Origin of the sequence: Nocardia amamiensis NBRC 102102, assembly GCF_001612745.1 — a bacterium.
Taxonomy (GTDB): domain Bacteria; phylum Actinomycetota; class Actinomycetes; order Mycobacteriales; family Mycobacteriaceae; genus Nocardia; species Nocardia amamiensis.
This window is the reverse complement of sequence record NZ_BDBA01000152.1, coordinates 1-16458: the sequence shown is the minus strand read 5'-3', so window position 1 is coordinate 16458 and position 16458 is coordinate 1. Positions and strand designations below refer to the sequence as shown.

General features: G+C 67.2%; 14 protein-coding genes and 1 pseudogene. 1 reads left to right on the top strand and 14 read right to left on the bottom strand.

All coding sequences use genetic code 11. From position 1 onward, the window contains the following. The 14 genes and pseudogenes from NA4_RS25990 to NA4_RS25925 all read right to left on the bottom strand — a co-directional run. Positions 1 to 1030 (bottom strand): acyl-CoA dehydrogenase family protein (locus tag NA4_RS25990; protein ID WP_067475355.1); only part of this gene is annotated, 1030 nt, incomplete at its 3' end. Next, positions 1027 to 2313, bottom strand: a complete 1287-nt coding sequence (locus NA4_RS25985) for an aspartate aminotransferase family protein (protein ID WP_084497445.1) — start codon at positions 2311 to 2313, stop codon at positions 1027 to 1029. The genes NA4_RS25985 and NA4_RS25990, both read right to left, overlap by 4 nt. A gap of 269 nt (positions 2314 to 2582) precedes the next feature. Next, on the bottom strand, positions 2583 to 3359 hold the full coding sequence (locus tag NA4_RS25980; protein ID WP_067475352.1) for a thioesterase family protein: 777 nt from the start codon (positions 3357 to 3359) through the stop codon (positions 2583 to 2585). Positions 3360 to 3395: 36 nt separating this feature from the next. After that, positions 3396 to 4091, bottom strand: coding sequence for an alpha/beta hydrolase (locus NA4_RS25975; protein ID WP_067475348.1), 696 nt, complete (start codon positions 4089 to 4091; stop codon positions 3396 to 3398). A gap of 47 nt (positions 4092 to 4138) precedes the next feature. After that, positions 4139 to 5359, bottom strand: coding sequence for a class I SAM-dependent methyltransferase (locus NA4_RS25970; protein WP_067475345.1), 1221 nt, complete (start codon positions 5357 to 5359; stop codon positions 4139 to 4141). A 47-nt stretch (positions 5360 to 5406) separates the two neighbouring features. Continuing rightward, positions 5407 to 6234, bottom strand: a complete 828-nt coding sequence (locus NA4_RS25965; protein ID WP_067475341.1) for a fatty acid desaturase CarF family protein — start codon at positions 6232 to 6234, stop codon at positions 5407 to 5409. Next, positions 6234 to 7607: a cytochrome P450 gene (locus NA4_RS25960; protein WP_067475339.1), complete on the bottom strand. Its 1374-nt coding sequence runs from the start codon at positions 7605 to 7607 to the stop codon at positions 6234 to 6236. Before NA4_RS25960 ends, NA4_RS25965 begins: the two co-directional genes overlap by 1 nt. A 112-nt stretch (positions 7608 to 7719) precedes the next feature. Continuing rightward, positions 7720 to 8835, bottom strand: coding sequence for an iron-containing alcohol dehydrogenase (locus NA4_RS25955; RefSeq protein ID WP_067475333.1), 1116 nt, complete (start codon positions 8833 to 8835; stop codon positions 7720 to 7722). Next, the gene (pgk, locus tag NA4_RS25950; protein ID WP_067475330.1) at positions 8832 to 10013 is read right to left on the bottom strand and encodes a phosphoglycerate kinase; all 1182 of its coding nucleotides are present in this window, start codon (positions 10011 to 10013) and stop codon (positions 8832 to 8834) included. The genes NA4_RS25955 and pgk overlap by 4 nt, the downstream gene beginning before the upstream one ends. Beyond that, on the bottom strand, positions 10003 to 11097 hold the full coding sequence (gene argC / locus NA4_RS25945; protein ID WP_218022416.1) for an N-acetyl-gamma-glutamyl-phosphate reductase: 1095 nt from the start codon (positions 11095 to 11097) through the stop codon (positions 10003 to 10005). Before argC ends, pgk begins: the two co-directional genes overlap by 11 nt. Further along, positions 11094 to 12143, bottom strand: a complete 1050-nt coding sequence (locus NA4_RS25940; RefSeq protein WP_067475326.1) for a zinc-dependent alcohol dehydrogenase — start codon at positions 12141 to 12143, stop codon at positions 11094 to 11096. The genes argC and NA4_RS25940 overlap by 4 nt, the downstream gene beginning before the upstream one ends. Further along, positions 12137 to 13246: a hydroxyacid dehydrogenase gene (locus NA4_RS42230; RefSeq protein WP_507763401.1), complete on the bottom strand. Its 1110-nt coding sequence runs from the start codon at positions 13244 to 13246 to the stop codon at positions 12137 to 12139. Before NA4_RS42230 ends, NA4_RS25940 begins: the two co-directional genes overlap by 7 nt. Positions 13247 to 13450: 204 nt before the next feature. Further along, positions 13451 to 14658, bottom strand: a pseudogene (locus tag NA4_RS25930) (IS256 family transposase); the annotation flags it as partial. A 165-nt stretch (positions 14659 to 14823) separates the two neighbouring features. Then, positions 14824 to 15030: a mycothiol transferase gene (locus NA4_RS25925; protein ID WP_067475323.1), complete on the bottom strand. Its 207-nt coding sequence runs from the start codon at positions 15028 to 15030 to the stop codon at positions 14824 to 14826. Positions 15031 to 15058: 28 nt separating this feature from the next. On the opposite strand from NA4_RS25925, the gene NA4_RS25920 reads away from it, so the two are divergent. Further along, positions 15059 to 16231, top strand: a complete 1173-nt coding sequence (locus NA4_RS25920; RefSeq protein WP_067475320.1) for an epoxide hydrolase family protein — start codon at positions 15059 to 15061, stop codon at positions 16229 to 16231. Positions 16232 to 16458 lie beyond the last annotated feature (227 nt).

Sequence of the window (16458 nt, the reverse complement as noted above, 5' to 3'; positions counted from 1 at the left end):
CGCCCGCCGTGAACACGGTCGCGCCCAGTACCGGGGTCAGCGCCGCGACCACCCGCTCCCGGGCGGCGCTCAGGCCCGCGCGCAACGCCATGGCGGCGGCCAGGCCGCTGCGCTCTCCCATTGTCGTGGTCTCCCACTCCCGGGCGAGCTGCCGGCAGGCGGCGCCGAGTAGATAGAGTTCGCGTGCGGCACAGCCGATTCCGAGTTGCCGCTGCCCGCCCACTGCCGCGCCACGCCGGTGGGCCGCGGCCACGGCATGGTCGAGCAAGCCGGTGAGCACACCGTGATAGGTGGCGGTGACGAGAACGACGAACCATACGATGCCCGAGACCACCACCTCGTCGAAGTCGTCAGGCGGGGCCCGATGGAAGACGAGGCGCTCGTCCAGCTCGACATGGTCGAAGACGACACGCGCGGTGTCGGAGCCGCGCATGCCCAGCGAATCCCAAGGCGCGCCCACGGTGATGCCGGGCGACTTGGCCGGGCACAGGCCGACGATGCTGTCCGCGGTATCGGTGACAGTGGCGCTGACGCAGTAGATCTCGGCCGTCGTGGCCAGCGAGCAGGGGAACTTCGTTCCGGTGATCGAATAGCCCTTCGCCGTCGGTGTCGCCCGCGAAACGCTCCTCATGAAGTTCGGGCTGCCGCCCGGCTCCGCGAAGGCCGAGGCGACCAGCGCGTTGCTGTCGGCGATCCCCTCCAGCAGCATCCAGCTGTCATCGTGATGACGCCGCCAGTAGTCGACCATCACCCCGATGCTGAGCGAATGCATGTTGAGCGCGATCGCAGTGGCCGGGTCGACCCGGGCCAGTGCGCGTTGTGCGGCGGCGACGTCCACAAGAGCGCATCCCGCTCCCCCGAGTTGTTCGGGAATGGCGAGTGCGCCGAATGCGCTGCGCGCCACGGTCTTTATCCGTTCGGCGGGATCGGCTTGGCCGAGCACCGGTATGGCCATCGGCGCGGGCCAGCCCTGGTCGAGGAACTCCCCCGCAGCATCCCCGACGCGGACCGGATCGTGCGCGGCTCTCATTTGCCCGCTCCCTGGCCGACGACCCGGTCGATCACCTTGTCGAAGATCGCCACGGCGCGCTCGACATGTTCGGCGGCGGCCACGATCGGCGGCAGCAACCGCAATGCCTCCGGCCGTCCCAGGCACGGGCTGACGAGCAGGCCACTCGTGCTCAGATCGGCGAAAACCCTTCCCGCCGTCTCGGCATCGGTGAATTCGATGGCCCACGCCAGCCCGCGACCCCGAATCTCGGTGATTACCGCCGGCCACCGCTGCGCGAGTGCGTCGAGTCCGTGCCGCAGGTGGTCACCGAGCACCGCTCCGTGCGCGGCGCGGGCCTCGATCTCCTCGATCGCGGCCGCCGCGGCGGCGCATCCGAGCGGATGACCGGAGAAGGTGGCGGTGTGCACGAACGGATCACCGAGCATCGGGGCGAACATCTCCTGGCTGCACACCACGGCCGAGACCGGCATGATCCCGCCGCCGAGGTGTTTGCCGTACAGCACGGCATCCGGTTCGAGATTCGCCGAGATCGCGAGCGAGACCGGCCCACAGCGCCGCAGGCCCACCTGGATCTCGTCGGAGATGACGAACACACCCGAGGCCTTGGCCGCCGTGACGAGCCGCCGCAGCGCGTGCGCGTCCAGCGGGCGGATTCCGGCCTCACCCTGGATCGGTTCCACGATGACCGCGGCGGTGCCGGGTTGCCGCACCGCGCGCTCGGCGTCGGCGAGATCGGCGGCCAGGTACACACCGGGCGTCAGCAGCGGCTCGAGCCCACCGCGGTAGCGGTCACCGCTCGTCACCGACAGCGCGCCCAGCGTCTTTCCGTGGAACCCGCCGGCGAGCGCGACCACCCGGCTCCGGCCCGTGGCCAGGCGCGCGAACTTCAGCGCGGCTTCGACGGCATCGGTTCCGTTCTGCCCCAACCAGACTCGGGTCAGCGCGGGCGCACCGGTGAGGTCGATCAGGCGCTGGCTCAGTGCGGGCGCGACCTGGTTGGCCAGTATGCGCGTGCTCGCCGGGAGGGTGGCCAGTTGCCGTTGCACCGCCGCGACCACCGCGGGGTGACGGTGCCCGAGCAGGGTGACCCCGTAGGAGCCGAAGTCCAGCAGCCTCCGCCCGTTCGACAGTGTCACCGTCACCCCGTCGGCCGACGCTTCGACCGCGCTCGCACCGGCCAGCTTCTGCGCGAGCGCCAGCCCCGGCGCCATGCGGGTGCGGGCGATCCTGAACGTCTCGGCCGCATCCGGTACGGCGCGTGGCCTCGTCTTCGGCGGCTCGCCCTGTATTCCTGTACGCATTCGACAGCACTCCGAACTTTGTGATCACCGAAAACGGATACATCTCCGTACTTTTCGCTGAAGGCGACCGATTATTCCGCGGAGCTGATCCACACCCGGCAATCCCGGTGAATAGCTTTCTCCTGGAACTCATCATTGCCGGGTCGATGCATATCCACATCGGTCGAACGACCTATTAACGACGTCTGCGGCCGGCCGACACCGGCCATGGCGAAATAGAATAGGGCACAAAGTCATCGGTCGATGGCACGGAGGAAAGCGAAGCCGAACTACTCGAGCGAGAACAGCGTCTGTGTCGAATCACCCACGGGGCCGAGCCGGTCCGACAGTGCGGCATGGGTCGAGGCACCGTGCCCGCCGGATACGGTGGTGGAAGCGTCGATTCGAATCCACTCGCCGATGGGGTCACGGTGCAACACAACATTCAGATCGCAGTTCACGAGCGGGTGCTCGCGGGGGTGGGCGACGAGGCTGACGCCGCTGGCCGAGTCGACCAGGATCACGGTCCGCTGCCAGGGCGTGAGGTCCTCGCCGGCCAGCAGCGGAACCAATGGCCGCGCCCAGGCGACCGCCGGTCCGAACGAATCGAAGCTCCCCGATTCGAACCGCCAGTCGACCGCCGACATGTATCCGTGCATGTACGCGCCGGGCAGGTCGACCTCGCCGGCCGGGGCGGGTGGCTCGGCGGGCGCGTCGTCGGTCGGCGGCGCCGGGAATCCCTCCGACACACTGGTCAGTAGCCAGCCTCGGGCGGCGAGGACGGCGCGGCCGCCAATCGAAGCGCGCGCCTCGACGAGTCCGGCCCGCTTCCCCGGTTTGACAACCCTCACCTCGACGCTGAGCTCACCCATCAGGACCGGGGCCAGGATATCGAGGCAGACCCGCCGCAGCCGCTGCGGCGCTGGGGACTCGTGCTGTTCGAGCGCGCGGACCAGCAGGGCCGCCGGCGGGCCCGCGTGCTGGGTATCCGGCCCCCACGGACTCCCGGTCATGGGCGACGGAGTGAAGGTGTTCGCGCCCGTTCGTGTGTAGAAGGCGTCGGCCATTTTTCCTCCTCGTGCATCGGCACGGAGCGCCGGATGCTATCGAAATCCGTTCTGGCGCACATCGATTATCGGCCATGCCGCGCGCGAGGGGCAGTGCGCATCGATGCCGCCGCGCCGGTCCGCGATGACGTCGCGGACCAGTTCCACCGCGCGAGCCCTGGGCGTCTTCGCGGTCACCAGATCCCGGTGATTGCCCGGTACCCAGGACACCGACGAGAGTCCCCGCCCGTGTATCGCGCCGTCGACGACCGCGTCGCCGAGCCCGAAGACGCCGTGCACGGTGACCGAGGCGGGCCACGGGCGCTCGAGATCGTCCCAGAACGCACCGCAGCAGCCGCCGCCGCCCAGGCACGAACTGGTTACCAGCCCCGGCACCCCGGCATCCCCGATCCGGGAAACACCGAGTACCCGCCTCCTCGTTCGGGATCCGAGGTGGTCCACGCCCCGAATGGTCGGCACACCCAGTGCCACCGACGCGGCGAGGAGGTCCGGATCGCGGACCGCCAGCACCTTCACGAATTGGCCGCCCCGGCTGTGGGCCAGCGCCACCACCTCCGGATACCGCGTGCGGAGTTCGGCAACGTGGTCCCGGAGTCGGCGGAAAGTGCTTTCACCGCAGTCCATTCCGAATCGGTGCACGAAGACTCCCACGGCACAACCGGCCGCGCGCAGCTGCGAACGCAGCGGCAGCAGTGCGGCACGCGGAGTGGAGAAACCGCCGACGATCAGCACGAACGGAGGCCCGCACCGGAGCGTCCCGGCAGGGCTCGGCCCCGCATTCATGAGAGCAGCGCGAGGGCCTGCCCGGCCAGCCGTCTCAGCAGCCGGGGACGCGGTCCCCGGTCGGCGCGCTTCTGCGCGACGAGGTGATACGCCTGCAGACGGTTGACCTTGAAGGCATGCGCCCCCGCCCACAGATACACCCGGAACTTCCGGTAGGTGTCCTCACCCCAGCGCGCCACCACCTGGTCGCGCGCGGCATCGAAGCGCCGTGCCCAGTGATACATCGTCCGTTCGTAATCCGAGGTCTCGCGTTCGACCTCGACGATCTCGAATCCGTGCAGCAGCAACTCGCGGGTCACGTCCGGTAACGACATGAAGGTGTGGTGACCGGGCCAGATGTACTTGCGGGTGAACGCCGTCATGGCGAACTTCTCCCGGGTGGCCGACCCGTCGAGGTACATCTTGCCGCCCGGCGCCAGCATGTCCCACGCCTTCGCCGCGAACCGCCGGTAGTTGGGGAGGTGCTCGATCACGCCGTAGATGACCACGTGGTCGAAGGCGCGCGCCGGCGTGTAGGCGAGAAAGTCGGTGTGCACGACTTCCACGTCGAGACCCTCCGCCGCGTACATCTCGCGCATATAGCTCGCCGAATCGCGCGCGAGGGTCACGGCCGTAACGTGCACGCCCCGCGCGGCGCAATACCGCCCGACGCCGCCCCACCCGCCACCGATATCGAGCAGCCGCATTCCGGGTTTCAGGCCCAGCGCGTGCCACATGCGCTCCAGCTTGTGTTCCGACGCCTCCTCGAGGGATTCGTCCCGCGACTCGAACAGCCCCTGGGAATAGAACCGCCACCGGGTGTCGATGAAGGTGTGGTAGAAGTCGTCACCCAGCGTGTAGTGAAAGTCGATGGCGCGCCTGTTGACTCGTTCGACCGGCGCGAGGAGATCCCGAGCGAGGGCGATCGCCGCCGCGGCCGTGAGGCCGCCGGACAGGTGCGAGCGCAGCTCCATGACGGCGTCCATATCGCCCTCGATGTCGATCTCGCCGTTGATGTAGGCGGTGCCGATGACGAATTGGTTCGGCGTCATCGCCAGCGCGTTCTCGGTGTTGAACGTCGCGGTGAATCGCGGTTCCCCGGTGCCGAAGGTCAGCTCGGCGCCGTCGGGTAGGATCACCCGGCAGTCGACACGCTTGTCCGACAAGAGCTTCAGGATCGGATAGTCGACTCTCCTGGCGGAGAGCAGACCTGTGGTGCCATAGGTTTCGGTGGTCATCGAGAGTCCTTTCGGACGGACAGAAGGATTTGTCGTCGGGCCGGTCGTCACCATCTGGAGACCCAGCGCCCGAACCGGCGACGCCAGAGCCGATCATTGGTGCGCGGACTGAGTCCGCTCGAGCGGTGCACGACCCGCTCCAACAGCCGGAACAACCCGAGTCGCCCCAGCGTCCGATCGCCCACGCCGTTCACCAGGCAGTAGTGCGAATCATGTTCCCGCGCATGATGTTTCAAATGATGCTTCGCAGAGAGCAGCAGGCCCGCGTCCTGGAGCGCCGAGATCGCCCGGGGAGTTTCGGTGCGATGTCCGATCTTGTGGAACTCGAGTGACAGCGTCAGTAGGACGGCGAAACTGAGCCCAGCGACCCTCGCGAAGTAGGCCGGTGCACCGCGCGAACGCCGCATCAGCAAGGTCGGGGCCACACCGGCGAGGCCGAACCACGACATTATTCCGATATCCTGCGCCAGCGGGTGATTGAAGATCCGCTGCGGATAGATGTGGTGCTCGCGCACGATCAGCACCACGCGCCGGACCACCGGCGTGTTCTCGTCGAACCAGGTATCGAACGCCCAGTGCAGTACGCCGCTGACGACATCGGCGGCATATCCGCCCACCAGCAGTCCGGCCGTCGCTGGGAGAACTCGCGTGCTCGGGGTACCGCCGGACCGAGCCAGTTCGACAGCAACCACGACGCACGCCCCCGCATTGAGCAGCGCGCCCGCCGCGTGGATGGCCACCTCGCGCGGACTGTAGGCAGGCTGCTCGAAGTATTCGCTGCCCGGTGCGGGATCGTCGGGTCCGGTCCATTTGGGACCGGCGGGAATCGTGTCCGGCACCGCCTGTGGTGCCCACGGCACAGGTAATTCGGTCATCACTCGGGTCGTTCACGGCGTTGCAGGGTGATCGGCAATTTATCCTTGGGCGCGGGCAATGCGCTCACGTCCAAGGGCAGTTCGTAGGCTGCGGGCACCGTCCACTCGTAATCACGCAGCAGGCGGTGCATAACCATTTTGATTTCGATCTGCGCGAAATAGAGGCCGATGCACTTGTGCACCCCCCCACCGAACGGTGCCCAGGCCAGTCGATGCGCCTTGTGCTCGGCGCGCTCCGCACCGAATCGCTCGGGGTCGAAAATATCGGGGTCGGACCAGATTTCGCCGCGTCGATGATTGGCGTCCGTCGGAATGTAGACGGTATAACCGGCCGGTACGAAATATCCGCACACCTCGGTGTCACGCACCGATTTGCGCAATTGAATTTGCAGTGGCGGGCACAGCCTGGTCGATTCCTTGAAGATCAGTTCCAGGTCGGTCAGTCCCGCCAGGTCGTCGTAGGACAGTTCCGGGTTGCCCGCGCAGGACTGCTGCCGGGCCCGCTGTTGCCAGACCGGGGATCCGGCCAGGTGGTAGACCATGTTCGCGAGCGTCGTCGTGGTGGTGTCGTGTGCTGCCATCAGCAAGAAGATCATGTGATCGACGACGTCGGCGTCGGTGCAGCCGACACCGTCGTCGTCCGCCGCTCGGCACAGTATCGACAGCAGATCAGCGGTTTCGCGGCGACGCGCGACCGGGATGCGCTCGGCGAGGAACTGCTCCAGCACCTTGCGGCCGCGCAACCCCTTCCGCCATCGGCCGCCCGGTATCGGGCCGCGCACGATCGATCCCACCGCGCGCAGGTTGTCGATGAACGCCGCGTTGATCCGATCCGCCTCCGTCCGCGAAAGCCGAGCCCCCATGAACACCTCCAGGGCCACGTCCAGCGTCAACTGTTTGAGATGGGAGTAGATGCGGACCGGTGTGCCCGCCGCGATACTGCCGGTCGGAAGCGCGTCGATGTGCCGTTCGACGACCGGTTGCATCAACGGCAGGTACCCCTTCAGCGCCGAAGGGGTGAAGGCCTGCTGCATCAGCGTCCGGTGCCGGCGGTGCTCGGCCCCGTCGAGCAGCATCAGGCCGCGCTCGAAGAACGGGCTGATCAACGGACTCCAGCCGGGGCCGTTGGCGAAAGCCCGGTCCGTGTTCATCAGGATCCGTTCGGCGGCCTCCGGGCCACAGGCCGCGATCCACTTGTTCCCGAACATGTTCACGACATGGACCCGGCCGAATCGGGCCTCGCTGTCCTGCGCGCACCCCAGCGGGTCACGGCGTCGCCGGAGCATCTGCACCACACTGCTGGTGCTCGGGCCGCTGATCTGTTTCAGGACGGAGCCGGCCGGCGGTCGCTCCAAGTACTGCAGGTGCACCATTCAGGTCAGCCCTTTCGCGCTCAACGGGTGAATGGCTCAATGCTCGGCGACGGCCGATGCGCTGACATCGGTCGAATGACCTAATATTGCAACAACACTCGGCCCGAGCTGGTCACAGTGCCGCGTGCAGGATCGACCGGAAGGTCTCCCGATCGGCATCGGGAATGGGATCGTTGGCGATATCACCGGTGACCGCACCAACCAGTGTGTCGAGGTGCCCGGCATCGAAGCCGTGATCGCGCAGCCGTCCGGTGATGCCCACCTCGGACCGGACTCGGGCGACGGCGACCCCCGCGTCGTCGGCTCCCAGGATCGCGCCGATCGTGGCGAATTCCCGCTGCGCGAACGGGTATGCGTGCCGCATCCACTCCGGGTAGACCAGCGCCAGGCCGCGGCCGTGGGTGATCGGCACTGCCGAAACCGAGCCCATGGACTGCTGGAGCCGGTGCGGCAGGCAGGTACCAGCGACGGCGACGTTGAATCCGCCGAGCAGGGCCGCCAGCGCGAGATTGTCGAGCACCTCGGGGGCGGTGTCGCCCGCGACGAACTTCGGCAGCTGATCGGCGACGAGGACGAGCGCGTGTTCGGCGTACAGCCGCGTCACCGGGTTGGCGCGGCGCGCCACGTAGCCCTCGATCGCGTGGGCGAGCGCGTCGAAGCCCGCGTCCCGGGCCAATGTCGGTGTGGCGGTTCGCAATACCGCGGGATCGAGGATCGCGGTATGCGGAAACAGGGCCGCGCCCCGGATACCCGCCTTCAGCCCACGGCCGGAATCGGTGATGATGGCGCCCTTGGTGACCTCGGCGCCACTGCCCGCGGTGGTCGGCACGGCGAGGACGGGAACGAGCGGATGGTCCGCGATCGTGGTGCCGACGAGCGGCCCGACCGGCCCGTGGCGCAGCCCGGCCGCCACGGCCTTGGCGGCATCGATGGCACTGCCGCCGCCCAGCCCGATCACGACGTCGCAGCGCCGGTCGGCGGCGAGTGCCGCCGCCTCGTCGATGTCGTCGGATCGTGGATCGGGCGTCACCCGATCGAAGATCACCGGAGTGACACCGGCAGCGCACAGGGATGTCCGGACGACGGCCAGCAGTCCGGTCGCTCGAGCGGCGTGGCGGCCACACACCAGCAGTGCGGTGCCGCCGACCTCGGACGTGACGCGGCCGATTTCGGTGATTCGCCCGCGTCCGAACAGGACTCGGGTCGGAATGTGGAGGTCGAGGATCATCGCCCGGACCCCGCTCTGATATTTCGCTCGAGCGCTCGGATGACGGCGCAGGTTCCGGTGGCCAGGTATTCCAGCGCCGAACCACCGCCGGTGGACGAGGGGCCGTCCCACGGCAGATCTGCGCAGGTGTCGCCGCCCATCAGCAAGGTCCGCCAGCGCGAATCACGAAGCGCCCGAAGGATCGGGTCGGCCGCGCGCGTGTGGCCGTCGCGGTATCGGCTCGGTGTGCCCGCGACGACGGCCCGTCCCGCTCGGCCCGGTGCGCCGAGGCGCTCCAGCACCCACGGCCGCACCAGGAAATCGACGATGGTCAGCCCAGCCGGCACTCCGTCGGCGATCGGCACGAGGACCGGCGGACTGTGCGGCCGGATCGGATCGGCCGCCAGGACATACTCGGGCAGATGGATCGCGGCCCGATTCCGCCGGGCCAGCATCTCGGCGGCGACCTCGGCACACCGCTCGGGCGCCGGACCCAGTTCCGAGGACCCGATCGCACAGCCGCGCACCCGCAGCAGTGTATTGAGCACCGCGCCACCGGGAATCACGAGATCGTAGCTCTGGGTAAGGAAGGCGAGTCCGTGCAGCGTCTTCTCCGGTTTCGTTCCGCCGAGAACCGCGACCGAGAACACATCGTCGCGAATGCCGGTCCACGGTGTCAGCGCGTCGATCTCGTCGAGGAAGCTGTCGGCGGCGCAGGCCGGCAGGAGATCGATGAGGCCGACGTTGGAGGCATGCGCGCGATGCGCTTTCGAGAAGCCGCCCACCGCTACGCGATCGCCGAGCCGGGCGAAGCGCCGCGCCAGCGCGGGATCGTTACGTTCCTCGCCCGCGTGCTGACGGGTGTTGCCGAACAGCGCGATTCGCCCCGGGGCGAGCGGATAGGCCACCGCGGCGTCGGTGTCGTTCTCGGCCACATAGTCGACCGGTCGGCCGAGCCGCCGGGACAGGTAAGCGGCGACGAACTCGAGCGAACCAGCGCTCCCGTCGCGGTGACTGCCCTGATGGGACAGGATCGCGATGCGAGCGCCCGCGACGGCCAGCCGGTCGAGATCGGCGATCTCGCAGTCGATGCGCTCGGTATCGCGGAGTTGGGGACCGACGTTGAAGCCCGCCGAGTAGATCCACCGCGCGCCGGGCGTGATCGACTGCTCCGACAGCCGTGGCAGGTCAGATCCCATAGTGGCGCAGTCCCGTGGTCTCGTCGATGCCGACCATCAGGTTCATGTTCTGAATAGCGGTGCCCGCCGCGCCCTTGCCCAGATTGTCGGTGACCGCGACCACCTTGGCGATGCCGCGCGCCGCCTCGACATCGATGCCGAGATGGCAGAAGTTCGATCCGCGCACCGCGCCGATGCTGGGGTAGAGCTCGTACTCCTTGGCGTTGCGACTCTTTCGCCGCCGCTCGGCGTTGACCAGGACGAAGTATTCGCCCTGGTGGCCGCATCCGTAGCGGTCTTCATACAGGCCGATCAGTTCCATCCGGGACCGCGGTGTCGCGAGCGGGATATTGGCCTGGAGGTGGATGCCGCGGGCGAACGGACCATGCGTGGTGTTGAGGTCGACCGTGGTCGCCAGGCCCGTGCGCTCGCTCAAGACGAGTTCGATCTCGGGACCGTGGCGGTGACCGTCCAGGTCGTAGGCGAGCATGGACTCGGTCATTTCGGCATGCATGGTCGACGTGTTCGGGGTGCTACCCGCTCCGGTGGTTCCATTGACGGCGTGGATCGCCAGCGGCCGGGTCATATCCGCCCAGCCGCTCTCCAGCAGTGGCGCCACGGCGAGCACCGCGGTGATGGCGTAGCAGCCGGGATTGGCGATCATGGTGCTCGCGGCGATCTCCTTGCGGTGTAATTCGGGAATGCCGTAGGTCGCGCGGGCCAGCAGCTCCGGGTTCTCGTGCACTGGGCCGTGTACTCGTTCGTACAGGTGCGGATCGGGGAAGCGGAAATCCGCGCTCAGGTCGATGACCTTGACACCGCGTTCATGGAAACCGCCCGCGCTTCGCATCGCCTCCCCCGTCGGCGTGCCGAAGAAGACCACATCGAGTTCGTCTGCGCGCGCGAATAATTCGTCGACGGTCACGAACTCCAGACCACTGCCCAGCAGGTTGGGGTGCACGCGCTCGAGCGGTTCGCCGGATCGCGATGTCGGCAGGATCGCCCCAACCCGCGGATGATTCGCCAGCAGGCGGCACAGCTCCCCGCCCGAATGCCCGGTGCCGCCGACGATTCCGATTGTCAGAGGGTCGGCGGCGGCACTCACCAGACCTCCTCGGCATCGGAGGAATGGATGGTCACCTTCCCCGCCACCCCGGCCGCATGGTCGGCCAACTTCATGGCCGCGTCGGCGCGGGCCAGCGGAAACCGGTGGGTCATCAGGGAAGTCGGATCGAGCACACTGCCGGTGATCCACGAGATGACGTCGTGGAAGTCGGCGGGAGTCGAGAGCGCCGAGAATCGCACGGTCAGCTCGGCGGCGACCATGGCGTTGAGGTCCAACTCCTGCGTTGTCTCGAAGTAACTGACCACCACGACCAGACCGCCGGGTTTCGTGATAGCGCGGGCGTCGGCGAACACGCCCGGATAGCCCGCCGCGACGACCGTCACGTCGGCTCCGCCCGGCACCGACCGCGCGGGCGGTGCGCGGCGCGCGTCGACGAAGCCGTCCGCACCTGCCCGAACGGCCAGACGGTGCTTCGGCTCACCGATATCGACACAGACGGTGTGGCCGATCCCGAGCATCCGGGCGACCAGCAGACAGCACAGGCCGATATTGCCCGAACCCAGAACCACCATGGATTTGCCCGCGGGCGCGTCGATCATGCGCATCGCGTGCGTGGCGATCGACAGCGGTTCGACCATCGCCCCGACCTCGACATCGAGGTCGTCGGGCAGGCGGAAGATCATGGTGCGATCGAGAACGACGTAGTCGGCGAACGAACCGTGCCAGCCGAGATGACAGAGATTCCGCCGGGCCCGGCACAGATTCACCGCACCCCGGCGACAGTGCGGGCACCCGCCGCACCAGGAGAACGCCGCCGAGGTGACCAGGTCACCCAGGGCGACATCGACCACGTCGCCGCCGAGGGCGGCGACCCGCCCACAGAACTCGTGGCCCAGTACAATCGGCGGCCGCTTGTACGGATGCAGTCCGCGATAGGTGGCGACGTCCGAACCACAGACTCCGGAGACCGCGACGCGCACCAGTACCTGGTTCTCGGTGAGCGACGGTACCGGCAGCTGCCGGACGGCGATCTCGCGATCGGCGACGAGCACCGCCGCTGTCATCGTCGTGGGAACGGTCAACATACCCGGTTCCCGGGTTCGCCACCGGAGAGTGCCGTGGCCAGGGTGCGGGTCACGATCTCACCGATGCGACGTTGCGCTTCGGCCGTCATGGCTCCGATATGAGGGGTGAGGACGACCTGGTCGAGGTCGGCCAACGCGGGGCGCGCCCCCTCCACGGTGATGACATCCAGTGCCGCCCCGGCTATTTCCCCTCGGATCAGCGACTCCAGCAGGGCCGTCTCATCGACAACGCCGCCGCGGGACACATTGACGAGGATCGCGGTTCGCCGCATCCGCCGTAGCTCGGGCGCACCGATCAGATGGCGGGTGCCCGGCGTCAACGGGACGGCCAGCGCGACGATATCGGATTCCGCGAGCAGATCGAGGAACTCGACCAGGCGGATGCCCAGTGCGGCGAGGCCCTTTCGTCGCTCGTCGCTCGGTTTATCCACCGTGGCAACGATGTTCATGGCGAAGCCGGACGCCAGTCGCGCCAGGGCCGCACCGATGTGGCCGTGACCGACGATGCCGAGGGTCTTGCCGCCGAGTTCGGTCCCCGCCAGGTTCGGTTTGTCCCACACACCGGCCCGGAGCTGCCGGTCGGCCACGGTGATCTTGCGAGTCAGGGCCAGCATGAGTCCGATGGCGAGTTCGGCCACCGCCGAGGCCGATCCGCCCGCCACGCTGAAAACGCCGATCCCCCGCCTGCGGGCCGTGCGCAGGTCGATATTGTCGGTCCCGGAGCCGGCGCGCACGATCACTCGGAGTCGGGCGGCGGCCTCGAGCACCTCTCCGGGCAACCGTGCGCCACTGCGCAGGACGACGGCATCCACATCGGAGATCAGTTCGGCGAGCTCGGCCGGACCCGGCCCATACCGGACGGTGAGATCGTAGTGCCGCGCGAGGTGGGCCAGCGCGCCCTCGTCGATCGGGTCCAAGACGAGAACCCGGCCGCCGGTTCTCATGAAATCACCTGGCGCCGCGGCATTCCCGCTGCGGGATTCGGTATGAGCCATCAGATGGTTCCTCAGATGCTTACCCTCATACCTGTATAACCCGCGGTGACCGCGACCGCAAGGTTCCGCCCGCCCGGCACCACACCGACGACCCGAGTCGCTGGACATCCGGCGAAATTCGAAGGTGCGGGTGGGCCGTGTACTGCCGATCACGAGCGCCGATCGGTCGGTGGACGGCAAATTACTGTCGGCACTTTTGGCGCTCGTGGTCATCCTTCGCCTCCGCACTCGGTCGTGGCGTGAACGATCTCGTAGGGCTCGCATGATCCTATTCCGCCGGCCTGTGCGAGCGGCCCAGCCTCGTCCGACATGGCGGCCTTCGAAGGTGATATCGAAAGCGTTCAAAGCTGCTTTCCATCTGGTGACCCAGCTTTTCTGCCCGGCGCCGGTGGGGTCGAGACTCATGATCGCCATGTAGACGCACTTCAGGGCCGCTTGGTCGTTCGGGAAGTGCCCGCGGGTTCGTACCGCGTGGCGGATGCGGGCGTTGACCGACTCGATCGCGTTGGTCGAGCACACGACCCGGCGGATCTCGTTGTCGAAGGCCAGGAATGGCACGAACTCCGACCAGGAGTTCTCCGAGAGTTTGACGATGGCGGGATATTTTCCGCCCCCTCGGCGAGTTCGTAGAACCGCTCCAGCGCCGCTGATTCCGTCGATGCGGTGTAGACCGGTTTGAGTGCTTTGGCGATCGCGTCCCAGTGCTGGCGGGCCGCGTATCGGAACGAGGCCCGCAGCAGATGCACCACGCATGTTTGAACGACCGCTTGCGGCCATACCTCGCCGATGGCCTCGGGCAGTCCTTTGAGGCCGTCGCAGACGAGCATGCACACATCAGCGACTCCGCGGTTACGCAGTTCGGTGAGGACCTGGAACCAGAACTTCGCGCCCTCACCGCCGTCGCCGGCCCACAGGCCCAAGATGTCGCGGGTGCCGTCCACGGTCACCGCGAGCGCGACGTAGATGGGCCGGTTGGCGACCTTGCCGTCACGAATCTTCACGTGGATGGCGTCGAGGAAGATCACCGGATACACCGCATCCAGCGGCCGGTTCTGCCATTCGGCCATCCCGTCGAGTACCTTGTCGGTGATCGTGGAGATCGTCTGCTTGGACACCTCGGCGCCGTAGATCTCCCACAGATGCGCCGAGATCTCGCCGTGGGTGAGCCCTTTGGCCGACAGCGACAGCACCATGTTCTCCACACCATTGAGCCGGCGTTGCCGTTTGCGCACGATCTGAGGCTCGAAACTCGAGTCGCGGTCACGGGGGACGTCGATCTCGACCGGTCCGACGTCGGTCACCACCGATTTCGAGCGGGTTCCGTTGCGGGAATTGCCCGTTCCACGGCCTTGCCGGTCGCTGTGGTCGTATCCGAGGTGGTCGGTGATCTCACCGTCGAGGGCGGACTCGACCACCAACTTGGTCAGCTGCGCCAGCAACCCACCCTCGCCGGTCAGCTGCAGCCCGCTGGCGCGGGCTTGATCCACCAGCTGACCCACCAGCTCGGCATCCACGGTCATCTTCGCGTCCTTGCGCTTGGCCACCGCAGCAGTATCGACCACATCGGCCGTCATCACATCAGACATCAAGTGCCACTCCTTGTTCGGGAGCTACACCGTTGTATTTACAGTCCCCGGCAGGGCGCACTTGTTCGCGTGAACATGTGCATGGTGGCGCCGAGATTTTCACGGGTTCGGCTGCCGGGGTGTGGGCTGATCGATCTGTTCGCGGAGGATGTCGCCGTGACCTGCGTGCCTGGCGAACTCTTCGATCATGGCGAGCGGGTTCCATCGCATGCCGACTGTTGCTTCGCGGGGATTGTCCTTGGTGTCGTCGAGGTCGAAGCGGGCGGCGATAGCCTGTCGATGATGACAGCCTCCCCAGATTGACAATATGCTGTCAAATTGACAGCATGCTTACATGAAGGACGATGCACCCGCCGCCGATGTCGGACCAGTACGATCGAGGGAGTTGCGGCCATTTCGGATAGAGGTCCCCGGCGCCGCGGTGAGCGACCTTGCCCGACGCCTGGCCCGCACCGGGTTCGCTGCCGATTCACCTGGTGCGGATGACTGGGATCGAGGAGTTCCAGATTCATTTGTGCGGCAGCTTGTTTCACGGTGGCGTGACGACTTCGACTGGCATGCTTGGGAGTCCAAGCTCAACAACTATCCGCAGTACCGCACTGTGATCGATGGCCAGCCGATCCATGCCCTCCACATTCGCGCACCGATGCCGAATGCCTTGCCGCTCATCCTCACCCATGGTTGGCCCGGGTCCGTGCTGGAGTACCTGGACATCATCGATGTACTGGGTGCCGAGTTCGATCTCGTCATCCCATCGCTGCCTGGATTCGGATTCTCATCTGCGCCTGTTCAGCCCGGCTGGAACCGGCGAACCACCGCACGTGCCTGGGCCGAACTGATGCGCCGCCTCGGGTACACGCGATACGGTGCCGTCGGCAACGATCTGGGCGCGAACGTCTCGCTGGAACTGGGACGCGTGGACCGCGACCGCATCGCGGGAGTTCATGTCACGCAGATCTTTTCGGGCCCGAAAGGCACACCGGGCGAACTCGACGACCTCTCTCGTGACGACCGGGACCGGCTACGAGCCCTGGCGGCATTCCGGGCCCGCCGAGGCGCATATCTGGGATTCCAGAGCAGCCAGCCGCTGACCATCGCGCACGCGCTCGCGGACTCACCAGCCGCCCTGCTCGCCTGGCACGGCCAACTCGTCGACGACTCGGTGCACCCGGACTTCGCCATTGCCACGGCCGCGCTCTATTGGCTGACCGGTACCGCCGCCTCCGCACTGCACTACTACCACCAGGACGCACACATATCACAGCCGACCGAGCCGACCACGGTCCCGGTCGCCGTCGCCGAGTTCGCCGATGACGTCTTCCGCTCGGTCCGCGCCTTCGCTCACCGTGACCACTCGAACATCGTGTCCTGGCACGAGTACGAGGGCGGCGGCCACTTTGCCGCCCACCAGTCACCCCATCTCCTCGCTCACGACATCCGCACGTTCTTCACTGCGATGCGCACCTCACCGGCCGACGAATCCGGAGCGCAGACGGCGGCGCGGTAGATCAGCCCTCGCATTCCGGGCAAGGCCCGTGGTCCCGATTACGGCTGTGATCGGGCCTTGCAGTATGTCTGTGGCGCGATCCGCACCCGTCTGGTCCCGCCCGGCTCAGCCTGTGTCTGACGATCCACACCCCTTCGGCCGCTGCTGTCGGCGGACGTATGTCCGGGAAGAATTTCCTTGACGGCTGGTTATCGACTGATAACCAAAAGTGGGGGTTTATCAGTCGA

Coding starts and splice junctions, on each gene's coding strand:
- NA4_RS25985 (WP_084497445.1), bottom strand. CDS start 2,313: ATGCGTACAGGAATACAGGGCGAGCCGCCGAAGACGAGGCCACGCGCC.
- NA4_RS25980 (WP_067475352.1), bottom strand. CDS start 3,359: ATGGCCGACGCCTTCTACACACGAACGGGCGCGAACACCTTCACTCCG.
- NA4_RS25970 (WP_067475345.1), bottom strand. CDS start 5,359: ATGACCACCGAAACCTATGGCACCACAGGTCTGCTCTCCGCCAGGAGA.
- NA4_RS25965 (WP_067475341.1), bottom strand. CDS start 6,234: ATGACCGAATTACCTGTGCCGTGGGCACCACAGGCGGTGCCGGACACG.
- NA4_RS25960 (WP_067475339.1), bottom strand. CDS start 7,607: ATGGTGCACCTGCAGTACTTGGAGCGACCGCCGGCCGGCTCCGTCCTG.
- NA4_RS25955 (WP_067475333.1), bottom strand. CDS start 8,835: ATGATCCTCGACCTCCACATTCCGACCCGAGTCCTGTTCGGACGCGGG.
- pgk (WP_067475330.1), bottom strand. CDS start 10,013: ATGGGATCTGACCTGCCACGGCTGTCGGAGCAGTCGATCACGCCCGGC.
- NA4_RS25940 (WP_067475326.1), bottom strand. CDS start 12,143: ATGTTGACCGTTCCCACGACGATGACAGCGGCGGTGCTCGTCGCCGAT.
- NA4_RS42230 (WP_507763401.1), bottom strand. CDS start 13,246: ATGTCCAGCGACTCGGGTCGTCGGTGTGGTGCCGGGCGGGCGGAACCT.
- NA4_RS25920 (WP_067475320.1), top strand. CDS start 15,059: ATGAAGGACGATGCACCCGCCGCCGATGTCGGACCAGTACGATCGAGG.